Source organism: Halolamina litorea (assembly GCF_026616205.1).
Taxonomy (GTDB): Archaea; Halobacteriota; Halobacteria; order Halobacteriales; family Haloferacaceae; genus Halolamina; species Halolamina litorea.
In genome coordinates this window covers 1,318,062-1,337,164 of the sequence record NZ_JANHGR010000001.1, presented here as the reverse complement: position 1 = coordinate 1,337,164, position 19,103 = coordinate 1,318,062, and the positions used below count along the sequence as shown (strand labels likewise).

At 69.5% G+C, this 19,103-nt stretch carries 25 protein-coding genes; 13 read left to right on the top strand and 12 right to left on the bottom strand.

Features of this window, described 5'->3' with window-relative positions; genetic code table 11:
- Positions 1-35 precede the first annotated feature (35 nt).
- From gatC to NO998_RS06975, 3 genes are read left to right on the top strand one after another with little or no spacing between them, the layout of a single operon-like run.
- Complete coding sequence (gene gatC / locus NO998_RS06985) at positions 36-326, top strand: Asp-tRNA(Asn)/Glu-tRNA(Gln) amidotransferase subunit GatC (protein WP_267646386.1); 291 nt, start codon at positions 36-38, stop codon at positions 324-326.
- A complete protein-coding gene (gene gatA, locus NO998_RS06980; protein WP_267646385.1) occupies positions 326-1,624 on the top strand; it encodes an Asp-tRNA(Asn)/Glu-tRNA(Gln) amidotransferase subunit GatA in 1,299 nt (432 codons plus the stop codon). The genes gatC and gatA overlap by 1 nt, the downstream gene beginning before the upstream one ends.
- Positions 1,625-1,678: 54 nt before the next feature.
- Positions 1,679-2,479 carry an aldo/keto reductase gene (locus tag NO998_RS06975; protein WP_267646384.1) on the top strand — a complete coding sequence of 267 codons (801 nt, stop codon included), beginning with the start codon at positions 1,679-1,681 and terminating at the stop codon, positions 2,477-2,479.
- 6 nt (positions 2,480-2,485) lie between these two features.
- On the opposite strand, the gene NO998_RS06970 is transcribed toward NO998_RS06975, so the two are convergent.
- Positions 2,486-2,848 (bottom strand): hypothetical protein, encoded by a 363-nt coding sequence (locus NO998_RS06970; RefSeq protein ID WP_267646383.1) that lies wholly within the window; start codon positions 2,846-2,848, stop codon positions 2,486-2,488.
- A 121-nt stretch (positions 2,849-2,969) separates the two neighbouring features.
- On the opposite strand from NO998_RS06970, the gene NO998_RS06965 reads away from it, so the two are divergent.
- Both NO998_RS06965 and NO998_RS06960 read left to right on the top strand, forming a co-directional pair.
- Positions 2,970-4,601 carry a thiamine pyrophosphate-binding protein gene (locus tag NO998_RS06965; RefSeq protein WP_267646382.1) on the top strand — a complete coding sequence of 544 codons (1,632 nt, stop codon included), beginning with the start codon at positions 2,970-2,972 and terminating at the stop codon, positions 4,599-4,601.
- Between the two features lie 78 nt (positions 4,602-4,679).
- Positions 4,680-5,060, top strand: a complete 381-nt coding sequence (locus NO998_RS06960; RefSeq protein ID WP_267646381.1) for a YccF domain-containing protein — start codon at positions 4,680-4,682, stop codon at positions 5,058-5,060.
- Here NO998_RS06960 and NO998_RS06955 read toward each other — a convergent pair whose 3' ends face one another.
- Together NO998_RS06955 and NO998_RS06950 are read right to left on the bottom strand one after the other, a co-directional pair.
- Positions 5,061-5,483, bottom strand: coding sequence for a desampylase (locus tag NO998_RS06955; protein ID WP_267646380.1), 423 nt, complete (start codon positions 5,481-5,483; stop codon positions 5,061-5,063).
- 1 nt (position 5,484) lies between these two features.
- On the bottom strand, positions 5,485-5,811 hold the full coding sequence (locus NO998_RS06950; protein WP_267646379.1) for a rhodanese-like domain-containing protein: 327 nt from the start codon (positions 5,809-5,811) through the stop codon (positions 5,485-5,487).
- A gap of 100 nt (positions 5,812-5,911) precedes the next feature.
- Here NO998_RS06950 and hpt point away from each other — a divergent pair, with 100 nt between their 5' ends.
- Entirely contained in the window at positions 5,912-6,460 is a 549-nt protein-coding gene (gene hpt, locus NO998_RS06945; RefSeq protein ID WP_267646378.1) for a hypoxanthine/guanine phosphoribosyltransferase, read from the top strand.
- Positions 6,461-6,553: 93 nt separating this feature from the next.
- Entirely contained in the window at positions 6,554-7,930 is a 1,377-nt protein-coding gene (locus NO998_RS06940) for a uracil-xanthine permease family protein (protein ID WP_267646377.1), read from the top strand.
- 80 nt (positions 7,931-8,010) lie between these two features.
- On the opposite strand, the gene NO998_RS06935 is transcribed toward NO998_RS06940, so the two are convergent.
- Entirely contained in the window at positions 8,011-8,784 is a 774-nt protein-coding gene (locus NO998_RS06935; RefSeq protein WP_267646376.1) for a hypothetical protein, read from the bottom strand.
- Positions 8,785-8,815: 31 nt separating this feature from the next.
- The gene (locus tag NO998_RS06930; protein ID WP_267646375.1) at positions 8,816-9,919 is read right to left on the bottom strand and encodes a putative sulfate/molybdate transporter; all 1,104 of its coding nucleotides are present in this window, start codon (positions 9,917-9,919) and stop codon (positions 8,816-8,818) included.
- A gap of 208 nt (positions 9,920-10,127) precedes the next feature.
- Here NO998_RS06930 and NO998_RS06925 point away from each other — a divergent pair, with 208 nt between their 5' ends.
- On the top strand, positions 10,128-10,391 hold the full coding sequence (locus tag NO998_RS06925; RefSeq protein WP_267646374.1) for a HalOD1 output domain-containing protein: 264 nt from the start codon (positions 10,128-10,130) through the stop codon (positions 10,389-10,391).
- Here NO998_RS06925 and NO998_RS06920 read toward each other — a convergent pair whose 3' ends face one another.
- From NO998_RS06920 to NO998_RS06905, 4 genes are all read right to left on the bottom strand, one after another.
- A complete protein-coding gene (locus tag NO998_RS06920) occupies positions 10,392-11,096 on the bottom strand; it encodes a DICT sensory domain-containing protein (RefSeq protein WP_267646373.1) in 705 nt (234 codons plus the stop codon).
- A 2-nt stretch (positions 11,097-11,098) separates the two neighbouring features.
- Positions 11,099-11,473 carry a DUF7344 domain-containing protein gene (locus tag NO998_RS06915; RefSeq protein WP_267646372.1) on the bottom strand — a complete coding sequence of 125 codons (375 nt, stop codon included), beginning with the start codon at positions 11,471-11,473 and terminating at the stop codon, positions 11,099-11,101.
- A 98-nt stretch (positions 11,474-11,571) separates the two neighbouring features.
- Positions 11,572-12,582 (bottom strand): PLP-dependent cysteine synthase family protein, encoded by a 1,011-nt coding sequence (locus NO998_RS06910; protein ID WP_267646371.1) that lies wholly within the window; start codon positions 12,580-12,582, stop codon positions 11,572-11,574.
- 70 nt (positions 12,583-12,652) lie between these two features.
- Complete coding sequence (locus NO998_RS06905; RefSeq protein WP_267646370.1) at positions 12,653-13,840, bottom strand: YeeE/YedE thiosulfate transporter family protein; 1,188 nt, start codon at positions 13,838-13,840, stop codon at positions 12,653-12,655.
- A gap of 102 nt (positions 13,841-13,942) precedes the next feature.
- On the opposite strand from NO998_RS06905, the gene NO998_RS06900 reads away from it, so the two are divergent.
- Positions 13,943-15,001 (top strand): FtsZ/tubulin family protein, encoded by a 1,059-nt coding sequence (locus NO998_RS06900; protein WP_267646369.1) that lies wholly within the window; start codon positions 13,943-13,945, stop codon positions 14,999-15,001.
- Positions 15,002-15,026: 25 nt separating this feature from the next.
- Here NO998_RS06900 and NO998_RS06895 read toward each other — a convergent pair whose 3' ends face one another.
- Complete coding sequence (locus NO998_RS06895) at positions 15,027-15,224, bottom strand: heavy-metal-associated domain-containing protein (protein WP_267646368.1); 198 nt, start codon at positions 15,222-15,224, stop codon at positions 15,027-15,029.
- A gap of 143 nt (positions 15,225-15,367) precedes the next feature.
- Here NO998_RS06895 and NO998_RS06890 point away from each other — a divergent pair, with 143 nt between their 5' ends.
- The 3 genes from NO998_RS06890 to NO998_RS15780 all read left to right on the top strand — a co-directional run bounded on the left by NO998_RS06890 (position 15,368) and on the right by NO998_RS15780 (position 17,596).
- Positions 15,368-16,243, top strand: a complete 876-nt coding sequence (locus NO998_RS06890) for an AAA family ATPase (protein ID WP_267646367.1) — start codon at positions 15,368-15,370, stop codon at positions 16,241-16,243.
- Positions 16,240-16,479, top strand: a complete 240-nt coding sequence (locus tag NO998_RS06885) for a hypothetical protein (protein ID WP_267646366.1) — start codon at positions 16,240-16,242, stop codon at positions 16,477-16,479. The genes NO998_RS06890 and NO998_RS06885 overlap by 4 nt, the downstream gene beginning before the upstream one ends.
- A 76-nt stretch (positions 16,480-16,555) precedes the next feature.
- Positions 16,556-17,596 carry a sister chromatid cohesion protein PDS5 gene (locus NO998_RS15780; protein WP_267646365.1) on the top strand — a complete coding sequence of 347 codons (1,041 nt, stop codon included), beginning with the start codon at positions 16,556-16,558 and terminating at the stop codon, positions 17,594-17,596.
- On the opposite strand, the gene NO998_RS06875 is transcribed toward NO998_RS15780, so the two are convergent.
- Positions 17,593-17,937, bottom strand: a complete 345-nt coding sequence (locus tag NO998_RS06875) for a cupin domain-containing protein (protein ID WP_267646364.1) — start codon at positions 17,935-17,937, stop codon at positions 17,593-17,595. The genes NO998_RS15780 and NO998_RS06875 overlap by 4 nt on opposite strands.
- A 156-nt stretch (positions 17,938-18,093) precedes the next feature.
- Here NO998_RS06875 and NO998_RS06870 point away from each other — a divergent pair, with 156 nt between their 5' ends.
- Entirely contained in the window at positions 18,094-18,423 is a 330-nt protein-coding gene (locus tag NO998_RS06870; RefSeq protein ID WP_267646363.1) for a hypothetical protein, read from the top strand.
- Here NO998_RS06870 and fer read toward each other — a convergent pair.
- Positions 18,420-19,091, bottom strand: a complete 672-nt coding sequence (fer, locus tag NO998_RS06865) for a ferredoxin Fer (protein WP_267646362.1) — start codon at positions 19,089-19,091, stop codon at positions 18,420-18,422. The two genes, NO998_RS06870 and fer, sit on opposite strands and share 4 nt — an antisense overlap.
- Positions 19,092-19,103: the final 12 nt, after the last annotated feature.

The window sequence follows — 19,103 nt, the reverse complement described above, 5'->3', positions numbered from 1 at the left end:
AAACCCTTACTCCCGGTCCGCGGCGACCCGAACGTATGAGCGACGACGACGATCAGCCGGCGGTCACCGCCGAGGAGGTCCGCGGTGTCGCCGACCTCGCGCGGGTCGACCTCAGCGACGAGGAGGTCGAGACCTTCACCGAGCAGTTCGAGGCGGTGCTCGCCGACTTCGAGAGCCTCGACGAGGTGCCCGAAGTCGAGAGCAAACCGGACCTCGTGAACGTGATGCGGGCCGACGAGGTCGCCGAGGGGCTCACGCAGGAGGAGGCCCTCGAGAACGCCGCCGAGACCGAGGACGGCTACTTCAAGGGGCCCCGGGTGTCGTAATGTCGGAGTTGAACGCCTACATCACCCGGGAGACGATCGAGGGCGACGACGACGGCCCGCTCGCGGGCAAGACCGTCGCCGTGAAGGACAACATCTCGACGAAGGGCGTCGAAACCACCTGTGGCTCGAAGATGCTCGAGGGCTACGTCCCGCCCTACGACGCCACGGTCGTCGAGCACCTCAAGGACGCCGGCGCGACGATCAACGGCAAGGCCAACATGGACGAGTTCGGGATGGGCTCGACCACCGAGACCTCCCACTTCGGCGCGACCCTGAACCCGGTCGACACCGACCGCGTTCCCGGTGGCTCCTCCGGTGGCTCCGCGGCCGCCGTCGCCGCTGGCGAGGCCGACCTCGCGCTCGGTAGCGACACCGGCGGTTCGGTCCGTGCGCCGGCCGCGTTCTGTGGCGTCGTCGGCATCAAGCCGACCTACGGGCTGGTGAGCCGCTACGGCCTCGTCGCCTACGCGAACTCCCTCGAACAGATCGGCCCGATCGCGCCGACCGTCGAGGAGGCCGCGGGCTTGCTCGACGTGATCGCCGGCGCCGACGAGCGCGACGCTACCACCGTCGAGGAGGGGGAGGACTCGAACTACGCCGCGGCCGCCGACGGCGACGTGGAGGGGATGACCATCGGCGTCCCCGTCGAACTGCTCGACGGCGCCGACGAGGGCGTCGTCGAGACGTTCTGGGCGGCCATCGAGGACTTGGAGGAGCAGGGCGCCGAGTACGTCGAGGTCTCGATGCCCTCGGTGGAGAAGGCTGTCGCCGCCTACTACGTGATCGCGATGTCCGAGGCCTCCTCGAACCTCGCGCGCTTCGACGGCACCCGATACGGCCTGAACGCCGTCGAGGCGGGTGACTACGACGACCTCTCGGAGGCCGGCAACTGGAACGAGGCGTTCGCGACCGCCCGCGAGGAAGGGTTCGGCCCCGAGGTCAAGCGCCGCATCCTGCTGGGGACGTTCGCGCTCTCGGCGGGCTACCACGACAAGTACTACGCCAAGGCACAGGACGCCCGGGCGTGGATCAAGCAGGACTTCGACGAGTCGCTCGAGGAAGCCGACGTGCTCGCCTCGCCGACGATGCCCGTGCCGCCGTTCGAACTCGGCGAGGGACTGGCGGATCCCCGGACGATGTATCTCGCCGACGCCAACACCGTCCCGGTCAATTTGGCTGACCTCCCCGCCATCTCGGTGCCCGCCGGCGAGGCCGACGGCCTCCCGGTCGGGATGCAGTTCATCGGCGCGAAGTTCGACGAGGCGACCATCGTGCGCGCGGCGAGCGCACTGGAGTAAGTCGCCGGGAAGCGGAGTTCTTTAGGCTCGCTCCACGACAGCCAAGCTACAGCCATGAGCGACATCGACCTCCCCGACATCGGCTTCGGTACCTCCGGCGCGACAGGCGACGACTGCGTCGAGAGCGTCCGCACGGCCCTCGACGCCGGCTACCGATTCCTCGACACCGCACAGATGTACGACAACGAGCCCGCCGTCGGCGCGGGGATGCGCCTCGCGGACGTCGATCGGGACGATGTCGTGCTCGCGAGCAAGATTCTCCCGGACAACCTCGGCTACGAGGACGCCAAGCGGACGAGCGAGGAGAGTCTGAAGCGACTCGACGTCGACGCCGTCGACCTGCTGTACGTCCACTGGCCGACCGGCGCCTACGACCCCGAGGAGAGCCTCCGCGCGCTCGACGAACTCCACGAGGCGGGCGTCGCCCGCAGCGTCGGCGTCTCGAACTTCACGCCCGAACTGCTCGACGAGGCCCGCGAGATCCTCGACGCCGACATCACCGCTCACCAGGTCGAGTGTCACCCGCTGTTCCCGCAGGACGAACTCAGGGCCTACGCCGACGACCACGGCCACACGCTCGTCGGCTACTGTCCGCTGGGGCAGGGCGAGATCTTCGACACGCCCGAACTGCAGACAGTCGCCGACCGCCACGACACGAGCGTAGCCGCGGTCTGTCTCGCGTGGGCGATGGAGAAGGGTGTCGTCCCGATCCCGCAGTCGACCGACCCCGAGCACATCCGTGCGAACTACGAGGCGACGGCGTTGGAACTCACCGACGAGGACGTGGCCACTATCGACGGAATCGAGGACGAAGAGCGGCTGATCGACCCCGACGCGGCCGCCTGGAACCAGTAAGCGCCGTTAGCGTTCCCTTCGCAGGGTTTCAGGGAGCGACTCGATGGCGATGCCCGTCACCGCCACGTCCGGCGAGACGCCGAACTCCCCGCCGCTGTACACCGTTCGCTCGACGTTCGACTCCCCGTAGCGCTCCGTGATGCCGTCGACAACCGCGTCGACGGCCTCCGCGTCGGGGATGTGTTTGCACTGGATGATCTGGTCGTCGAGTTTGGAGTCGTCCGGCGCGAAGCCGTGTTCCTCCAGCAGTTCATCGACGAAGCGAACGTCCGCCTCCCGGAGCGGCGTCTCCTCGCTCTCTGCGAGTGGGTTGTCGTCGTCGCGGGCGAACGCGAACATGACCTCCAGCCGCATCGACTGGTCTTTCACGCCCAACGGTGGGTGGGGCGCGCCCAAACCGCTTTTCCTCCCGGAGACGCCGGTCGCCCGTCGGTGACCGGCCACGCGGAGTGAGATACAGTTTTCCCGTCGCCGGCCCCCACGTCCGAGCATGACCCTCGCTGCGTCCGTCATCGACCGACTCGTCGAGGCCGGCATCGACACCGTGTTCGGAATCCCCGGAAAGCAGACACTCCCGCTGAACGAGGCCATCGACGGCCGCGACGACGTGCGGTTCGTGATGGCCCGTCACGAGACGGCCGTCTCCCAGCAAGCGTGGGGCTACGCCGAGACCTCCGGCCGACCCGCTGCCACCGTCGTCGTCCCAGGCCCCGGCGACATGAACGCGATGAACGGGCTGAAGAACGCGTACAACGACAACACGCCGCTGGTCCACATCGCCGTCGAAACCGACCCGGAGGTCCGGGGCCGCGACGGCATTCACGAGACGCCGCCGGAGACCTACGACACCGTCACCAAGGAGAACCGCGTGGTCAAGAACCCCGACGGCGTGCTCGCGGAGGTCGAACGCGCCGTCGAGACGGCGACGACGGCGCCGAAGGGGCCGGTCCGGCTGGGCATCCCCAAGTCCTACCTCCCCGGCTCGACGCCGAACGGCGGCGTCGGCGAGATCGACGCCGGCGAACTCTCCCGGCCGCCGGCCGACGCCGTCGCCGACGCCGGCGGCATCCTCGCGGGCGCCGACGCGCCAGTCGTTATCGCCGGCGGCGGCGTCCGGAGCGCCGAGGCGAGCGAGGAGCTCCGAACCTTCGCCGAGCGCTACGACGCCCCCGTGCTCACGACGTACAAGGGCAAAGGCGTGATTCCGGAAACCCACCCGCTCTCGGCGGGCGTGCTCTGTGGCGCGACGACGCCGGAGATCCACCAGTACATCGCCGATGCAGACGCAGTGCTCGCGGTCGGGACGGACTTCGACGAACTGGTCACTCGCGGGCGCACCCTCGAACTCCCGGGGGAGTTGATCCACGTCACGCTCTCGCCCGACGACCTCGGGACGAACTACGAGCCGACCGTCGGCATCGTCGCCGACGCCAAGCCGACCATCGCGGCGCTGAACGGGAAACTCCCGGTCTCGGACCACGAGGCCGAGGCGGTCGCGAGCCGGCTCCGGGAGTCCGTCTCGCGGCGCGTCGACGAACTCGCCGACGGCGAAACGCCGCTGACCTCGCCCGGCGCGCTGCGGGCCGTTCGGGAGGCGGTCCCGGACGACGCCATCGTCGCCGCCGACGCCGGCGGCTTCCGGATCTGGGCGCTGGCGACGTTCCCCGCGATGGGGCCACGCTCGTACGTCAATCCCGGATCGTGGGCGACGATGGGCAGCGGGCTCCCGTCCGCGCTGGGTGCTCAGGCGGCGAACCCGGACGCCGACGTGGTCGCGCTGGCCGGCGACGGCGGGCTGATGATGGCGGTCCACGAACTCCACACCGCCGCCGCAGAGGACCTCCCGGTGACGACGGTCGTCTTCCGGAACGAGGACTACGCGATCATCAGCGACGGCGCCGAGCGCGACCACGGGCTGCCAGCGGGCTCCTACGCGTGGGGTGACTCGCCCATCGACTTCGTCGCGCTCGCCGAGTCGATGGGTGTGAGCGCGGCCCGCGCGGAGACGCCCGAGGCGGTCCGTGACGCGGTCTCGGCGGCCGTCGACGCCGACGAGCCGCGGCTGGTCGAGGTTCCGACCGATCCCGCAGAGCCACAGGCGAGTGACTACCTGACGGAGTGATCGGCGCGGCACGCTGGCAGCCGCGGCGGATGACCGGTCGGCGACAGGGCTAACCACGTCCGGCCCCCATTTTCGGCCATGAGCGACGACGGCCCTTCACTCGCGGTCCGTACCGCGTGGTTCCTCCTGATCGGCTGGTGGGCGACCGGAATCTGGCTGGGCATCGCGTGGTTCCTGAACGTCACCATCATCGGCCTCCCGCTCGGGATCAAGATGATCAACGCGACGCCGAAGGTGCTCTCGCTGAAGGAGCGGGACTTCGTCGACGTCGAGGGTCGCCCCGAGGAGCAGCGCTACGGCCTGCTCGTGCGTGCGGTGTGGTTCCTGTTCGTCGGCTGGTGGGCCAGCGGGATCTGGATGAGCGTCGCCTACGCCTTCACGGTGAGCATCGTCGGCATCCCGCTGGCGGTGTGGATGTACAACAAACTGCCGTTCGTCGTCTCGCTGTACGAGTACTAGTCAGTCCGGCCGGAGCGCGACCGCCTCGCGCTCGAACGTTTCTCCCGTCCAGCGCCACGAACCGAGGTAGGGGTGCTCGCCGGGCACACAGATCGCGTAGCTGTAGCCCGGCCACGTCGCCCGCTCGGCGTCGGTCTCGCTGGGGGCAGGCGGACCCCGGGGGTGGCTGTGGTAGAAGCCGATCACCTCCCGACCCGCGGCCTCGATCTCCTCGATGAGCTGAAGCTGTTGCTCGGGATCGATCAGGTAGCGCGTTTCGGGGGTCTCGGCGACGTTCGTCGCGCGGTGGACCGTCTCAACCCGGGCGTCCTCGCCGCCGTCGCCGGTCCGTTCCCCCGCCAGGATCCCACAGACCTCGTTCTCACCGCCGGCGTCGGCGTGGGCGAGGACTGCGCCGTAGGCCGCGCGAGGGATCGAGAGCACGTCAGTTCGAGCGGCCGGTCTCGACCTCGCCCTCCCACGCTTCGAGGCCGCCCTCGAGGCTCCGGAGGTCGGCGTCGCCAGTGCCCTCGTAGCTCGTCAGCAGCTTCACGGCCTGCTTCGAGGACTGGCCGATCTGGCAGGCGACGACGACCTCGTCGCCGAACTCGATGTCGCCGACGCGGCCGGTGAGTTCGGCCATCGGGACGTTCTGTGAGCCGGGGAGGTGGCCCCGCGCGAACGCCGACGGCGGGCGGATGTCGATCAGTTGGGGGGCGTCGTCGTCATCGAGTCGATCCTGCAGTTCCTCGGGGGAGATCTCCGCGACCATTACCACCCGGTTGGGTGTCGACGCCCATGCGGCTTTCGGCGCCGGCCGAGCGTCGAGTCGGGAGCGAACCGCTTTTGGGAGCGTCGCGGATACCGACGGCATGGAACGCCTCCGCGAGTCGCTCCACGACGCGCCGATCATCGACAAGGACGGGTACGACTACCTCGTTCATCCCATCTCCAACGGCGTCCCCTCGCTCGATCCCCAACTGCTCAGAGAGGTCACCGTCGGCGTCACCCGGGCCGCCGACCTCGACGTGGACAAGATCGTCGCCCCCGAAGCGATGGGCATCCACATCGCCACGGCGGTGTCGCTCCAGACGGACATCCCGCTCGTGGTGATCCGCAAGCGCGCCTACGGCCTCGACGGCGAGGTCGCGCTCCACCAGCAGACCGGCTACTCCGAGTCCGAGATGTACATCAACGACATCGAGGAGGGCGACCGCGTGCTCATCGTCGACGACCTGCTCTCGACGGGCGGTACGCTCGCGGCCATCTGTGACGCCCTCGACGACATCGGCGCCGAGATCACCGACATCGTCGTCGCGCTGCGGAAGGTCGGCGACTCCGCGCTCGACGGCACCGACCACGAGGCGACCAGCCTCCTCGACATCACGGTCGACGACGGCGGCGTGACGATCCACGACTAAGCACGTTCGTGGATATTCCCGGCCGATAGTCGGGAGGAGATGAGCACCGATGCGGAACGATTATGAGCCCCGCGTCGTTCGTCCGGATCACAGATGCCCGACGACGGCGCAATCGACATCGAGTACGGCCTCGACGAGCGACCCCCGCCGCTGAAGGCGGCGCTGCTAGGGATCCAGCACGTCGCAGTGATGGTGGTCCCCGCCACCGCGGTGGCGTACATCGTCGCCAACGCGGCCGGGGTCTCCGCCGCCGACACGGCGTACCTGGTCCAGATGGTCCTGCTGTTCTCCGGGGTAGCCACGCTGGTCCAGACGCTCGGCGCCGGCCCGGTCGGCTCGAAGCTCCCCATCGTGATGGGCACCAGTTTCACGTTCGTGGGTGCGGCGACGGCCATCGGTGCCGAGTCGGGGTTGGCGACCGTGTTCGGCGCCGTCCTCGTCGCCGGCTTCCTCGTCGAGGGGCTGATCGGCTGGCAGTTCGACCGCATCAAACCCTTCTTCCCGCCGCTCGTCACCGGGCTGGTCGTCGTCATCATCGGCCTCTACCTGATCCCGGTCGGGATGGACTACGCCGCCGGCGGCGTCGGCGCCGCCGACTACGGCTCGCTGCAGAACATCGGCCTCGCGGCGCTCGTGCTCGGGGTCTCGGTCGGACTGAACCTCTACGGTGAGGGTGTCACGCGCCTGCTCTCGACGCTCGCGGGGATCGCCGTGGGCTACGCCGTCGCCATCGTCCTCGGGATCGTCGACTTCGCGGCTGTCGGATCGGCCGCGTGGATCGCGCTCCCGAACCCGACGCGCTTCGGCGCGCCCGAGTTCGACCCCGTCGCGATCGTCACCTTCGCCTTTCTCTTCCTCGTCTCGGCGATGGAGACCGTCGGCGACATGTCCGGCGTCACCGCCGCCGAGGGCCGCAACCCCAGCAACGAGGAGTTCCGCGGCGGCCTCTTCACTGACGGCCTGCTCTCCTCGGTCGGCGCGGCGTTCGGCGCGTTCCCGGTCACGTCGTTCTCCCAGAACGTCGGCATCGTCAACTTCACCGGCGTACTGAGCCGCTACGTCGTCGCCATCGCCGGCGGCATGCTGGCGGTTCTCGGCCTCAGCCCGAAGATCGGCGCGCTCGTCACCACCATCCCCTCGGCGGTGTTCGGCGGCGCGGTGCTGCTGATGGCCGGGATGGTCGCCGCCAGCGGCGTCCGCCTGATTGAGCAGAACGCGCAGTTCAACCGCCGGAACATGGTCGTCATCGCCGTCTCCATCGGACTGGGGCTGGGGATCGCCACCCGGCCCGAAGCCGCGAGCGGCCTGCCCTCGGCGCTGCAGACGTTCGTCACCCAGCCGGTGATCCTGACCGCGCTCTCGGCGCTGGTCCTGAACGCCGTCGCGCCGGGCGAGGCGAGCCCGCTGTTCGATGCGACCGAGGAGCCGCCGCTCGGACCGGAGCCGACCGGTACCATCGACGACGACTGAACCGCGGACCGAGCCCCTTCGGTCGACCCCACCGCCGACAGGTGCACTGAATCGGGCGGCTACCGGGGACGCCGGTGTCGTTACGAGTGGCTGAACTCCCCGAGGAACACGGTATCGCCGGTGTTCTCCTTGGTGTAATGGACCGAGACGTCGTACTCGTGTTCGACGCCGATGGTCAGCGTGTCACCCGAGGAGAACCGGGAACGGCCCGTCGCGTCCCGAACCACCGCGCCGTCGGTCGTGATGTCGGGGCCCGCGCCGTCGGGGTCCGTTATCGTCCCGTGGACCGACATCTCGTTCGTGGGAAGCGTCCCCTCGCTCTCGTGGGTAAGGGTGAGCACGCCCGTCCCCTCGTTGCTGGTCGCGTTCCGGTCGTAGGACGAGGCGATGGATGCCATCGGGGGGGCAAGGGTCGTGCCGCCGACGACGAACCCGCCGCTGACAAGTATCTGATCGACCCCCCAGCCGTCGACCAGATCCACCACGACGAACGACGTGCGGTCAGTTCTGGACTCCCCGTCGTGGGTGATGGTGAGGTCGGCCTTGAGCGTCGCGCGTCCGTCCTCACTGTTGGTCCGACTGAGATCGCCACGCTCGAGCGTGTACTCGTCGATGTTCTCCCCGGTGAACCCGCCGGCGGCCCACCCCGTCGTCGCGGCGTCCACCGCGTCGACGTCGTTCTCGTTGACGCCCGCGATGAAGCGGTCGATCACGGCTTTCTGCTCCTCGATCCCCTGCGATCCTACCGCCCCGGCTGCATCGCTGAGACCCTCGGTCGCGCTCGAACAGCCGGCGATGCCGGCGATCGATAGGCTGGCGGCAGTCGACAGAAACCGTCGACGTGAATGTGGCATACAGGCCACATTTCTGCGGTTCGGTTTGAAACTACCGACGGGAGAACGCCGGCCCGAACTGACCGCGAACGACCCACCAGCCGACGCCGACGATGAACGCCACGCCGACGTTGGTGAGCAGGCCGAGCGCGCCGACGGCGAGCGTCGTCGGCAGGTGGTCGGTGCCGTACGCCGAGCGACCGAGTTCGACCGCCACCAGCGCGAGCACCACCCCCAAGACGGCCATCGGGAACGCCGACACCGCGGCCGTTCCGAGCGCCGCGAGGCCGTAGAGGCCGCCCAGCAGCACGTTCGCGCCGGCGGTCCGGGCGCCGAAGGCGTACTTGCCGGCGACGCCGCCCGAGCCGTGACACATCGGCAGCGCGCCGAGCGGGACGGCCGCGAGATTCATCGCACCCATGCTCGTCGCCAACTCGTCCGGGCTCACGTCGGCGTCGTAGTACTGCGAGAGGAGGAGTGCGGTGGCCACGGCCGCGTTCCCGACGGTCATGGCCAACTGCGCCGCAGTCGCTTCCGCGGCGCCGGCAGTGAAGTCAGCGGGGGCAGGGAGGGTCAGCGTCAGCGAGGGGAGGGCCAGTTCGGGGACGCCGGTGGCGGCCAGCGCGAGTGCCAGCCCCAGTCCGAGCACGACCAGTGCGCTCGCCCGCCGGTAGCCGGCGATGACCGTCGCGCCTGCGGCGACGACGCCGAGGAGCGCCAGCGTGGGATCACCGACGCCGAGTCCGACCCCGGTTCGGAGGAGGATCAGCGCCACCGCCAACTGCACGCCGCGGGTGACTGGCTCGCCGACGTACTCGGCGATCCGGCCGAGCGAGCCGGTGGTACCGATCCCGAGGAGGACGGCGCCGGCGAGCAGCCCAGCGATCACCAGTTCATCGGCGCCGAGCGCACCGCCGATGGTCAGCGCGGCGAGCGCCTTCATCGGCTCGACGGACACCGGCAGGCCGTACCAGAGCCCCCAGACGACCTGAAACGCGCCGAAGCCGAGCAGCATCCGCGCCAGCGAGAGCTCCGTGAGCGCGCCGACGGCGACGACGATGGGGAGGACCGTAACCGAATCCCCTAACGCGCCGGCGAGCTCGCCGGGCGAAAAGGAGAGCGCGTCTCGGTCCTCGGCGATCGAAACGGTTCCCACTACCCGAATCATTCCGGGAGCGGGGCTATCAATCTTGGCACCAGGCCCAGCCGGGAAGCGCCGATGCGAAACCGAAATCGGGTACGCTTACGCCGCCGGGATACCGGTCAGTATCGACCGACGGGTCATCCCTTCACGACGCGGAACTGTCGGTTGGAGTATGTGTGTCTGACGGACGTTTATGTGTCGTCGTGGGAATGCGTAGCCAATGAGTCGAACCGAACAGCCCGTTGCAGAACGGGTTCTCTGGGCGGTCGCAGCCGAGACGACGACCGACCCGTTGGAGTTACCGCCGTTGAGTGGAGCTATCGACCCGGACGCGTTGGACGCGCTGGCCGAGCGGATGGCCGAGGGAGAGGTCGTGTTCACCTACGCCGATTGTGAGGTGACGGTCACCGCCGACGGGTCGGTCGACGTCGATTCGTTCGACGTGAGCGTCCAGGGTCCGGAGAAGGTCTCGGCGGCGAACTGATCAGGCCGTGATCGCTTCGAGTCGGTCGATGATCTCCGCGACCATCGCCGGGTCGTCGGTCCAGAACCCCGTGTAGCCGTCCGCTTCTTGCCGCGCCAGGAGGCCACAGGAGCGCGTCGGCTCGTCGCCGCCGTCGAACGCGAGCACCCAGTACCGGGCCAGTGGCCCACCTGACGTGGTGTGGTAGCTCACGCCCGGAACCGCCGGCGGGTCCCAGTCGGCGACGCCGTACACGTGGACCTCGAGGCCGGTCGACGCGAGCCTCCGGTAGGTCGACAGCCGTTGGCGGAACCGTGAGAGCCGCTGGAACCCCGCGTGAAGGGTGCCGCTCCCGGTCCGCTGTGCGCGGTCCTCGATCTCCTCGCTGACGGCGACCATCTCCTCCCTGTCGATGGAGGTGTAGACTGTCTCGTCGAGCACCTCGAACAACGCCTGGTAGGTCGGTGGGAGGTCCTCGGGGGTTTCCGGACGGTCGATCGGCGGTTCGAGCAGTCGCTCCACGGCTTCGAGCGAGAGCACCCCCGCGAACTCACCGCCCCGTTCGATGGTGACGAACGGTTCAGGGGCACCCGTCGGGAGCGGGCGGAGCGTCACGTCGACGCTGTGGTTAGCGAACCAGTTGTCGACCGATGGTGAGCCGTCGTCGGTGTACACCGTGAAGCGGTGATCCGCCCGCTGAACGCTCGTGAGGAGCGAATCGAACATCACTACCCCGACGGCGCTTTCGCGGCGTCGACGGTGTCCTCGATGTACTCGGCCATCCCGGGTTCGAGCTTCTCGATCCGCGCGGTGCCGCGTCCCTGATCGTACTCGATCATCTCCGCCTCGTCGAGTCGCGGCAGGTGAATGTGGACGAGTCGCAGGAGCGTCAGCCGCCGGTCGTCCGGCGACCCGACCGTTCCCGAGGCCGTCGCCTCCCAGCCGAGGAGCAGCGTCGCCAACTCTTCGACCGTGCGCTCGTCGCCGTCGAGCAGGATCGAGAGGAGGCGTCGCCGCTCTCGGGAGGCGATGGCTCGGTAGAACTGTCGGTCGAACCCCGGGGACTCGCCCGTCCCGTCGGTTCGTGAACCACTGTCGTCCATCTCTTTGTTTATACGATATGGTACCTACCCACATAGTGTTTCTGTAGGGATTGCTTTCAGTTGACGACAGGAAACCGGAGCGTCGGTTGCACCGATCGTTACTGGACGTAGCCCTCCCAGAGACCACCTGCGTACCTGTCGCCGCGGTCACAGAGGACTGTCACGACGGTGTCGTCGGGGCCGAGGACCCCCGCGGCGTCGAGTTGGCGGATCGCCTGCACACCGCCGCCGCTGGAGGGGCCGACGAGGAACTCCCCATCGACACGGCAGTGCTCGGCGACCGCTCCCGGGGCGTGTTGGCCGGGATCGGCGACGCGGACCGGTCGGTCGGCGTAGCGCTCGCGGAGGTCCCGCGCGGCGTCGTCGGCGTCGGCGGTCTCGACGTACAGTTTCTGGTCGATCACCGACTCGTCGTAGGTGTCGGGGTGGAACGGATCGCCCGAGCGGAGGTACTTCAGGCCGCCGATGGCGTGGGTCGCGCTGACTGGCTCGTAACCGACCACGGTCACGTCGCCGCGGGCGTGGAGGCCCCTGCCGGTGCCGGTGACAGTTCCTCCCGTGCCGACGCCGGCGACGAAGTGAGTGACCGCCCCCTCGGTCTGTTCCCAGATCTCCGCGGCGGTCGTGCGTTCGTGGGTCCCGGGGTTGGCCGGGTTCGCGTACTGGTTCGGCCGGTAGGCGGCCGGATCGGCAGCCACGAGTTCCGCACAGCGCCCGAGCGTGGCGTCGTAGCCCTCCTCGGCGGGGACGAACTCGACCTCGGCGCCGGCGTCGCGGATCGCGCCGACCTTGCCTGCGGCGGCGTCGTCGGGCACCACGATGGTCACGTCGTACCCCCGTGCGACCCCGAGTCGAGCGACCGCACTCCCGGTGTTGCCGCTGCTCGACTCGACGATCCGACCACCGGGGTCCAGTTCGCCGCGGTCCGCCGCGGCGTCGAGCATCCCGCGGGCGATCCGGGACTTGATCGACCCCCCGCCGTGGCCGAGGCTCGGGAGGTTGTACCACTCCGCCTTGGCGTAGACGGTCGGGGCCACGTCGAGAGCGAGTTCGAACAGCGGCGTCCGACCGATCGTCGACTCATCGACGACCGGCGGGGAGTCAGACATGCCGGGATATACGGCGGGAAGCGACAAAGGCGCTGGCCTCCATCGACCGCCGGAGTTCGGCCGTCGCCGATCACACCGCACAGCCCATGCCGCGGCGCAGCCAGTGGGTCGTGACGTAGACGCCGACGACGACGCCGGCGCTGGCCAGCAGCGAGTGCGCCGAGAGCAGCGCGAGGCCGCTGAAGAGGTTCGCGATAGTCGCTCCAGGGCCCAGCCGCGAGCCGACACCCATGAGCAGTCCGCCGACGACGGGCGCGAACAGGCCCGCCTCCGCCGGCCAGCGGAGCGCGAACTGCCCCGAGAGAACGGCGGCGCCGACCATCCCGACGAGCATCGCGATGAACAGCACCATGTCCGGCGTGACGGCGACGGCGCCGTCGAACAACACCGACCCCCAGTAGGTGACCCTCGCGGCGTCGCCGCCCACGCGGTCGAACGCCCACGCGACCCACCGGGACTCGCTGCCGGCGATGCCCCAGGCGCCGTGGGCGGCGAACCAGACGCTGGCGACCAGCGCCATGGCGACTCCCGATGTTCGGGCGTCCCACGGCGATCGGAGTCGTGCCGTCAGCGAGCGCTCGTCGGTCACGACCGCTGTCGCGTGACGCCGGACCGCCCGCGCGAGATCGACGACCCCGCGGACCACGGCAGCGTCGACGCCACGGTCGGGGGTGCCCCGCCACTCGAACGCGCCGGTGCCGCGGCGACGGCTACTCCCGCGGCCCGCGAGGAAGGCGTAGCCGAGGACGACCAGCCCCGCCGCGAGCAGGCCCGTGAGGATCGGCGGCCACGGCAGCAGGTCGTAGACGCTCACTCCCTCGCCGACGCGTAGCGGCCCGAAGTAGACCGTCCGCAGGAACGGGTAGGCGGCTGCGAAGAGCACGTGGCCGACGAGCACGAACACAAGCGTCAGCACGAACTGCAGGTCGCCCCGGCAGGCCCGGTAGAGGGTGCCGGCGGCACAGCCACCGGCGACGGTCATCCCGACGCCGAAGACGAGTCCGCCGACGAAGGAGGTCACGCCCCAGTCGGGCGTCCAGAACCCCGCGGAGAGCCCAAGCGTGGCCTGTAGGCTCCAGAACGCCGTCATCACGACGACGCCCGCGAGCAGGCCGTGGAGGACGCGGGTCTCCTTGCGGGCGACGAAGTCCCGGAGCGCGCTCACGAAACAGAACCGGGACTTCTGGAGCAGCGTCCCGAACGCGAGGCCGACGACGACCGGCAGCGCGACCGACCCCGCGGGAATCGGCGGTAGCACGCTGGCTTAACCGAGGGCAGGGAAATGGGGCTGTCAGAACCGGCAACCTTTTCTCCTACCGTCCGACGAAGCACCTATCCCCTCGGGCGGCAACGCCGAAGCGTGAAACTCGCCGTCCTCGGCGTCGGCGGCGCGGGCAGTCGGCTGGCGGCACGCCTCGCGGCGGCCGAGCCCGACGACCGCCCCTACGTCGCCGCCGTCGCCGCCTTCGACACGGACCCCGAACAGCTCGCCGCCGTCGACGTCCCCCGGGAACACCGCCACGCGTTCGGCACCACCGCCCGGTCGGCCGACGCGACGACCGTCCGAACGGCGGCCGAGGAGAACGCCCGCGAACTCAACCGTGCCGCGGCCGACGCCGTCCCGTCGGCGGCCGACGCCGTGCTCGTCACCCTCGGTGTCGGCGGTGCGACCGGGGCCGGTGCCGCGCCCATCGTCGTCGACACGCTCCGGGAGCGCGTCGATCTCCCGGTCTACGCGCTGACGGTGCTGCCACACCCCGAGGAGGCGGGCGTCAGGGAGAACGCCAGATCGGGGCTGCGCGGGCTCGAAGCGACCGTCGACGCCCAACTGCTGTTCGACAACGGTGCGCTCGACGCCCCCGACGAGCGGCCGGCCGACGAACTGGCGGCCGAGGCGTACGCCGACGCGAACGCGACGGTCGCCGAGTGGCTCGGCGCGCTGTTCGGGGCCGGGGAGGCGACGGAGGGCGCCGCGGTCGGCGAGAGCGTCGTCGACGCCAGCGAGATCATCGCCACGCTCGGGGAGGGCGGCTACGCAACGATCGGCTACTGGCGCGAGCAGGTCCGGGAGAAACCCTCCTTCCTCGACCGACTGCGCTCGAAGAGCGAGACGCCCGACGAGATCAAGAGCTACAGCCAGATCGAGACCGCGGTGCGGCGCTCGCTCTACCGTCGGCGCTCCGTTGAGACCGACCTCTCGCGGGCAACCCGGGCGCTGTTGGTCACGATGGGGCCGCCGGAGTGGCTCAACCGCGAGGCCATCGCCGACGCGCGGCGCAGCCTCGACGAAGCCATCGGGGGCGGCGCCGTCCGGGGCGGCGACACGCCGATCGACGGCGGGCTTCACCTGACGGTGCTGTCGGTCTGTGCCGGGATGGACCGACCCGACCGGGTCGCGTCGCTGATCGATGACGCCTGAGGACCGGCGTCCACGCGCTGCTCGACTACGCCTGCACGGTGTATCCGGCGTCCTCGATGGCGTCGACCGCGGCGTCGGTGTCCACGTCGCCCTCGATATCGACGGTGTTCGCCTCGTTGTCCGCCTCGACGGACTCGACGCCGTCCAGTTCGCCGACCGCCTCCTCGACCGACGCCTCACAGCCGCCACACGACATGCCGTCCACAGAGAGTTTCTGAGCCATACTCGTCCTTGGGGAACCGTGAGGGAGAACGTTTCGGTACCGGGAGGTGAAACCGCCGCGGGCACAGCTTTATCCCCGGAAGTTCCGTTGCTGGAGTATCCGATCGGTGCCGGTCGACGGCGCCGAGCACGGGGGTTGGGCACATGGGCAAGATACGGAACATCGACCGCGCGACGAACCGGGAACTGGAGGCGTACCTCGACCATCTGGGCTGGAGGGAGAACCCCTTCGCACACCCGGCCCGGCTTGAGGAGTACGTGTTGCCGGAGTCGGACCACATCGCCGACATCACGGCACAGGTTCGGTCCTACACCGGACCGATACTGATCCACTCACGCTACAGCGGCGCCGGCAAGACGACGCTGTTGAAGATGCTGCTGACCGAGTACGACCACGACCACAACCCCATCTACGTCGGCGAACACAACGTCACGCCCCACGAACTGGTGTCCATCGTCGCCGCCGAGATGGGCGTCGAGCCTGCCGATTCGACGAAGCTGACCGAACAGCGGATCCGCAGCGAACTCTCGACACACCGGGGGGACCCGTACCTGCTGGGGATCGACGAGTTCGGCTTGAACGACCCCGACACGCTCCACGTCATCCAGTTCCTGAACGATCTGGACGGGATGAAGGTGATCCTCACCGGGATGTCTTCCCAGTGGCGGGCCATCGGCCAACTGGGAACCGACGGCCGGGCGTTCCAGCGCCGCGTCGGCTACCAACTCGAACTCGGCGCGTTCGACGACACCCAGACCGTCGAACTGGTTCGTCGGCGCATCGCGGCGTCGAAGGACGCCCCCTTCGAGGAGGCAACGATCGAGCCGTTCGACCCCGAGGCGCTGGGGATCGTTCAAGACGAGTCCGGGGGCGTCCCAGGCGTGATCACCGCGGCCTGTTCGGAACTGATCACGCTCGGTGCCTACCAGCACGCCAACGGCCGCGGCGGGGAGATCACGCCGCTGCTGGCGAACGCCATCGACTACGCCGACGGCGACGTGGAGCCGGCGCGCCAATGACCCGCCGATCGATCACCGAAGAGGCCCGGAAACGGCAGTCGGAGGGGGGAGCCGACGCGTTCGTCGACGACGGGGCAGACGACGCGCTCGACGACGAGTCGACCGAGCGCCGGAAGTTCACCCAGCGGATGCCGGAGGCACTTGTCGCCGAAATCGACGAGTTCGCCGACGCCCACGGGATGTCCCGCAACGCGGCGATCAACTTGCTCTCGAAAACGGGGCTCCGGGAGCTCTGAAAGGCATGAGGCCGGATCGTGCCGAACGTCGCACCGAGACGCGTAGATTTACCCTCTCGCGCGCGTCGATTCCCTCGTGACCCCGCTCGATCGCGCAGCGCGACTTCGGGAGGACGCCCGGGCGGACCCGGACGCCGTCAACCCCGACGCCGTGCTCGAACTCCTGCGGTATCCCGCCCGGCCGGTCCAGCGAGCGGCCGCTGACGCCCTCCTCCCCATCGTCACCGAACACCCGGGCTCGGCGACCGGCGGCGTCAGTCGGATCGCTCACCTGCTCCGGACGATCGACCGGAGCGACGACGGCCCGGAGGCGACCGCCGAGTTCGGCGAGACGCTGCTGCTCTGTCTGGGCCGGATCGCCGGCGCCGACCCCGAGAAGTCCCTCGACGCCGCCGACGCGGTGCTCGACCTGCTCGACCCCGACGACCCGCTGGCAGCGCCGGCCTCGGCGTGTCTGGCACAGCTCGTCGCGGCCCGGCCCGAGGCGTTCGTCTACGACGTCGACCTGTTCATCGACCTGCTCGAGGCCGACGACCCGACGGTTCGGCGCCACGGCGTCCACGTGCTCGTCGAACTGGGGAGCGAGGAACCCCAGTCGGTTCGCCCCGCACTCGACGAGCTACGGGCCTGCTTGAGCGACGAGGACCCCGAGACCGCACAGAAGGCCGCGGTCGTCGTCAGTCAGATCGTCCGGAGCGACGGCGAGACCGCCCGCGCCGCGCTCCCGGAGTTGGTCGAGGCCCTCGACCGGGAGGCGGCCGGTGTGCGCGCTAACGCCATCGGTGCTATCGCCGACCTCACGAGTACGGTTCCGGGCGACGTCGCCGAACGACAGGACGCCCTCGCGGCGAGACTGGGCGACGACGCCGGCTCGGTCCGCCGGAACGTCGCCGCGGCGCTCGGGCGCGTCGCCGACGCCGGTATCGACCTCGACGAGCGGGCCCACTCTGGGTTGGTGGAACTGCTCGACGACCCCGACGCGACCGTTCGCGTGACCGCGTGTCAGGCACTCGGCCAACTCTCCTCGCCGGCCGCGGCGGAACTGCTGCGGGCGACGGCCGACGAGGACGAAGAAGTCGCGGTCCGGAAGGCGGCCGAACGCGCGCTGAAGGATTAGTCCCGGTCGGTCCAGAAGTCGAAGCCACGGCCGGGCGCGAACACGTCCAGCCCCACCGCCCGCTCGTCGCTCTCGTTCTCGACGCGGTGGCTCTCCCAGGCTTCAAGATGCACCGAGTCGTTAGCCTCCAGCGTCACCGAGTCGTCCTCGGTGTGGACCGTGAGCTCCCCTTCGAGGCAGAGACAGACCTGTTCGTTCTCGTGGTCGTGCATCGGCGAGGAGTGTCCCGGCGGCTTCTCGAACCACTCGAAGGTGAACTGATCACTACCGGCGAGGGCGCGGCGCTGCCAGCCCTCGTCCGGTTCGTACGTCTCGGCGTCGTCGAACGCGACGTAGTCCATAGCTGAGCGATAGGCCGGGGTGCACATCACTGTTGTGCGTGACCAACCCGCCTGTCGGGCGCCGTGACCGCGTAGGCCCGTTTACTTTCGCCGTATCCTTCACTTTCACTCCGGGCATGGCTCACTCCCTTTACCCTCCCGCCCGGAGGAAGGTGTATGGCTACTCGAACGCGCACGATGACGCCGTTCGACGCGCTCGTCCGGGCGCTGCGCCCGCGAACGCCCGACCCGACGCTCCGGAAGCGAACCGCCGACCGGCTCTACGACGCCGACATCGGCAACCGGACGTTGGTCGGCGTGCTCGCCGGCGCCGACGAGGCCGTCTATCACTCGACCCGGACGCGCTGTGTCGCTGCGGTCAGGATAACCGACGTCGGGCCGGACCTCGGCAGCGCCCGGCCGCTCGGACAAGCCGTCGGTGACCCCGAACGTGCACTCGACCACGTCGACGCCGAACTGGCGTGGACGAACCCCGGCCTCGACTAGAACTGTTGGGACGGCAGGCGGAGTTCGTCCAACCCCGGGAGGTGTTTGATGTTGTAGACGACCTGTAGCTCCTCGCTTCGGGGCCGGCAGAGACAGGAGAGCCTGATCCCCTCGTCGACCATTCCTTTCGGGAGGACGTGACTCTGGGCCATCTCCACGTCACCCTCGCGGACGAGCACTGCACAGTTCGCACACGCCCCGCCCCGGCAGGCGTAGGGCCAAGCGAATCCCGCTCGTTCGGCGGCCTCGAGCAGCGTCTCGTCGTGGTCGACGAGGATACGGCCGTACGCCTCCGGGCCGAGGTCGGTCTCGGCGGCGGCCTCGAAGAGGTCCTCGTCGTCTATCTCCCAGCCGTGGTCCGCGAGCACCTCGTAGTTCAGGTACTCCATGCGACTCGTGCCTGGCGGTGGGGCGGTGGGCTCGTCCGTCGTCGCCGGGCCGGCAGCGGTCGCCGTCGTCGGCGAGGACCCGTTCGTACCCGTACGCCCGGATTCATCGACGGTCGCCTCCCCGCTCCTGATCGCGGCGTAGGCCTTCTGGAGCCGCATGAACGCCTCCCGGGACCCACCCTGGTCCGGGTGGGTCTCTTTCACCCGGTCTCTGTACGCTCGCGCGACCGTCGCCTCGTCGGCGTCGGGGTCGACTCCGAGCACGTCGAAGGGGTCCACACGCGGGCTTGC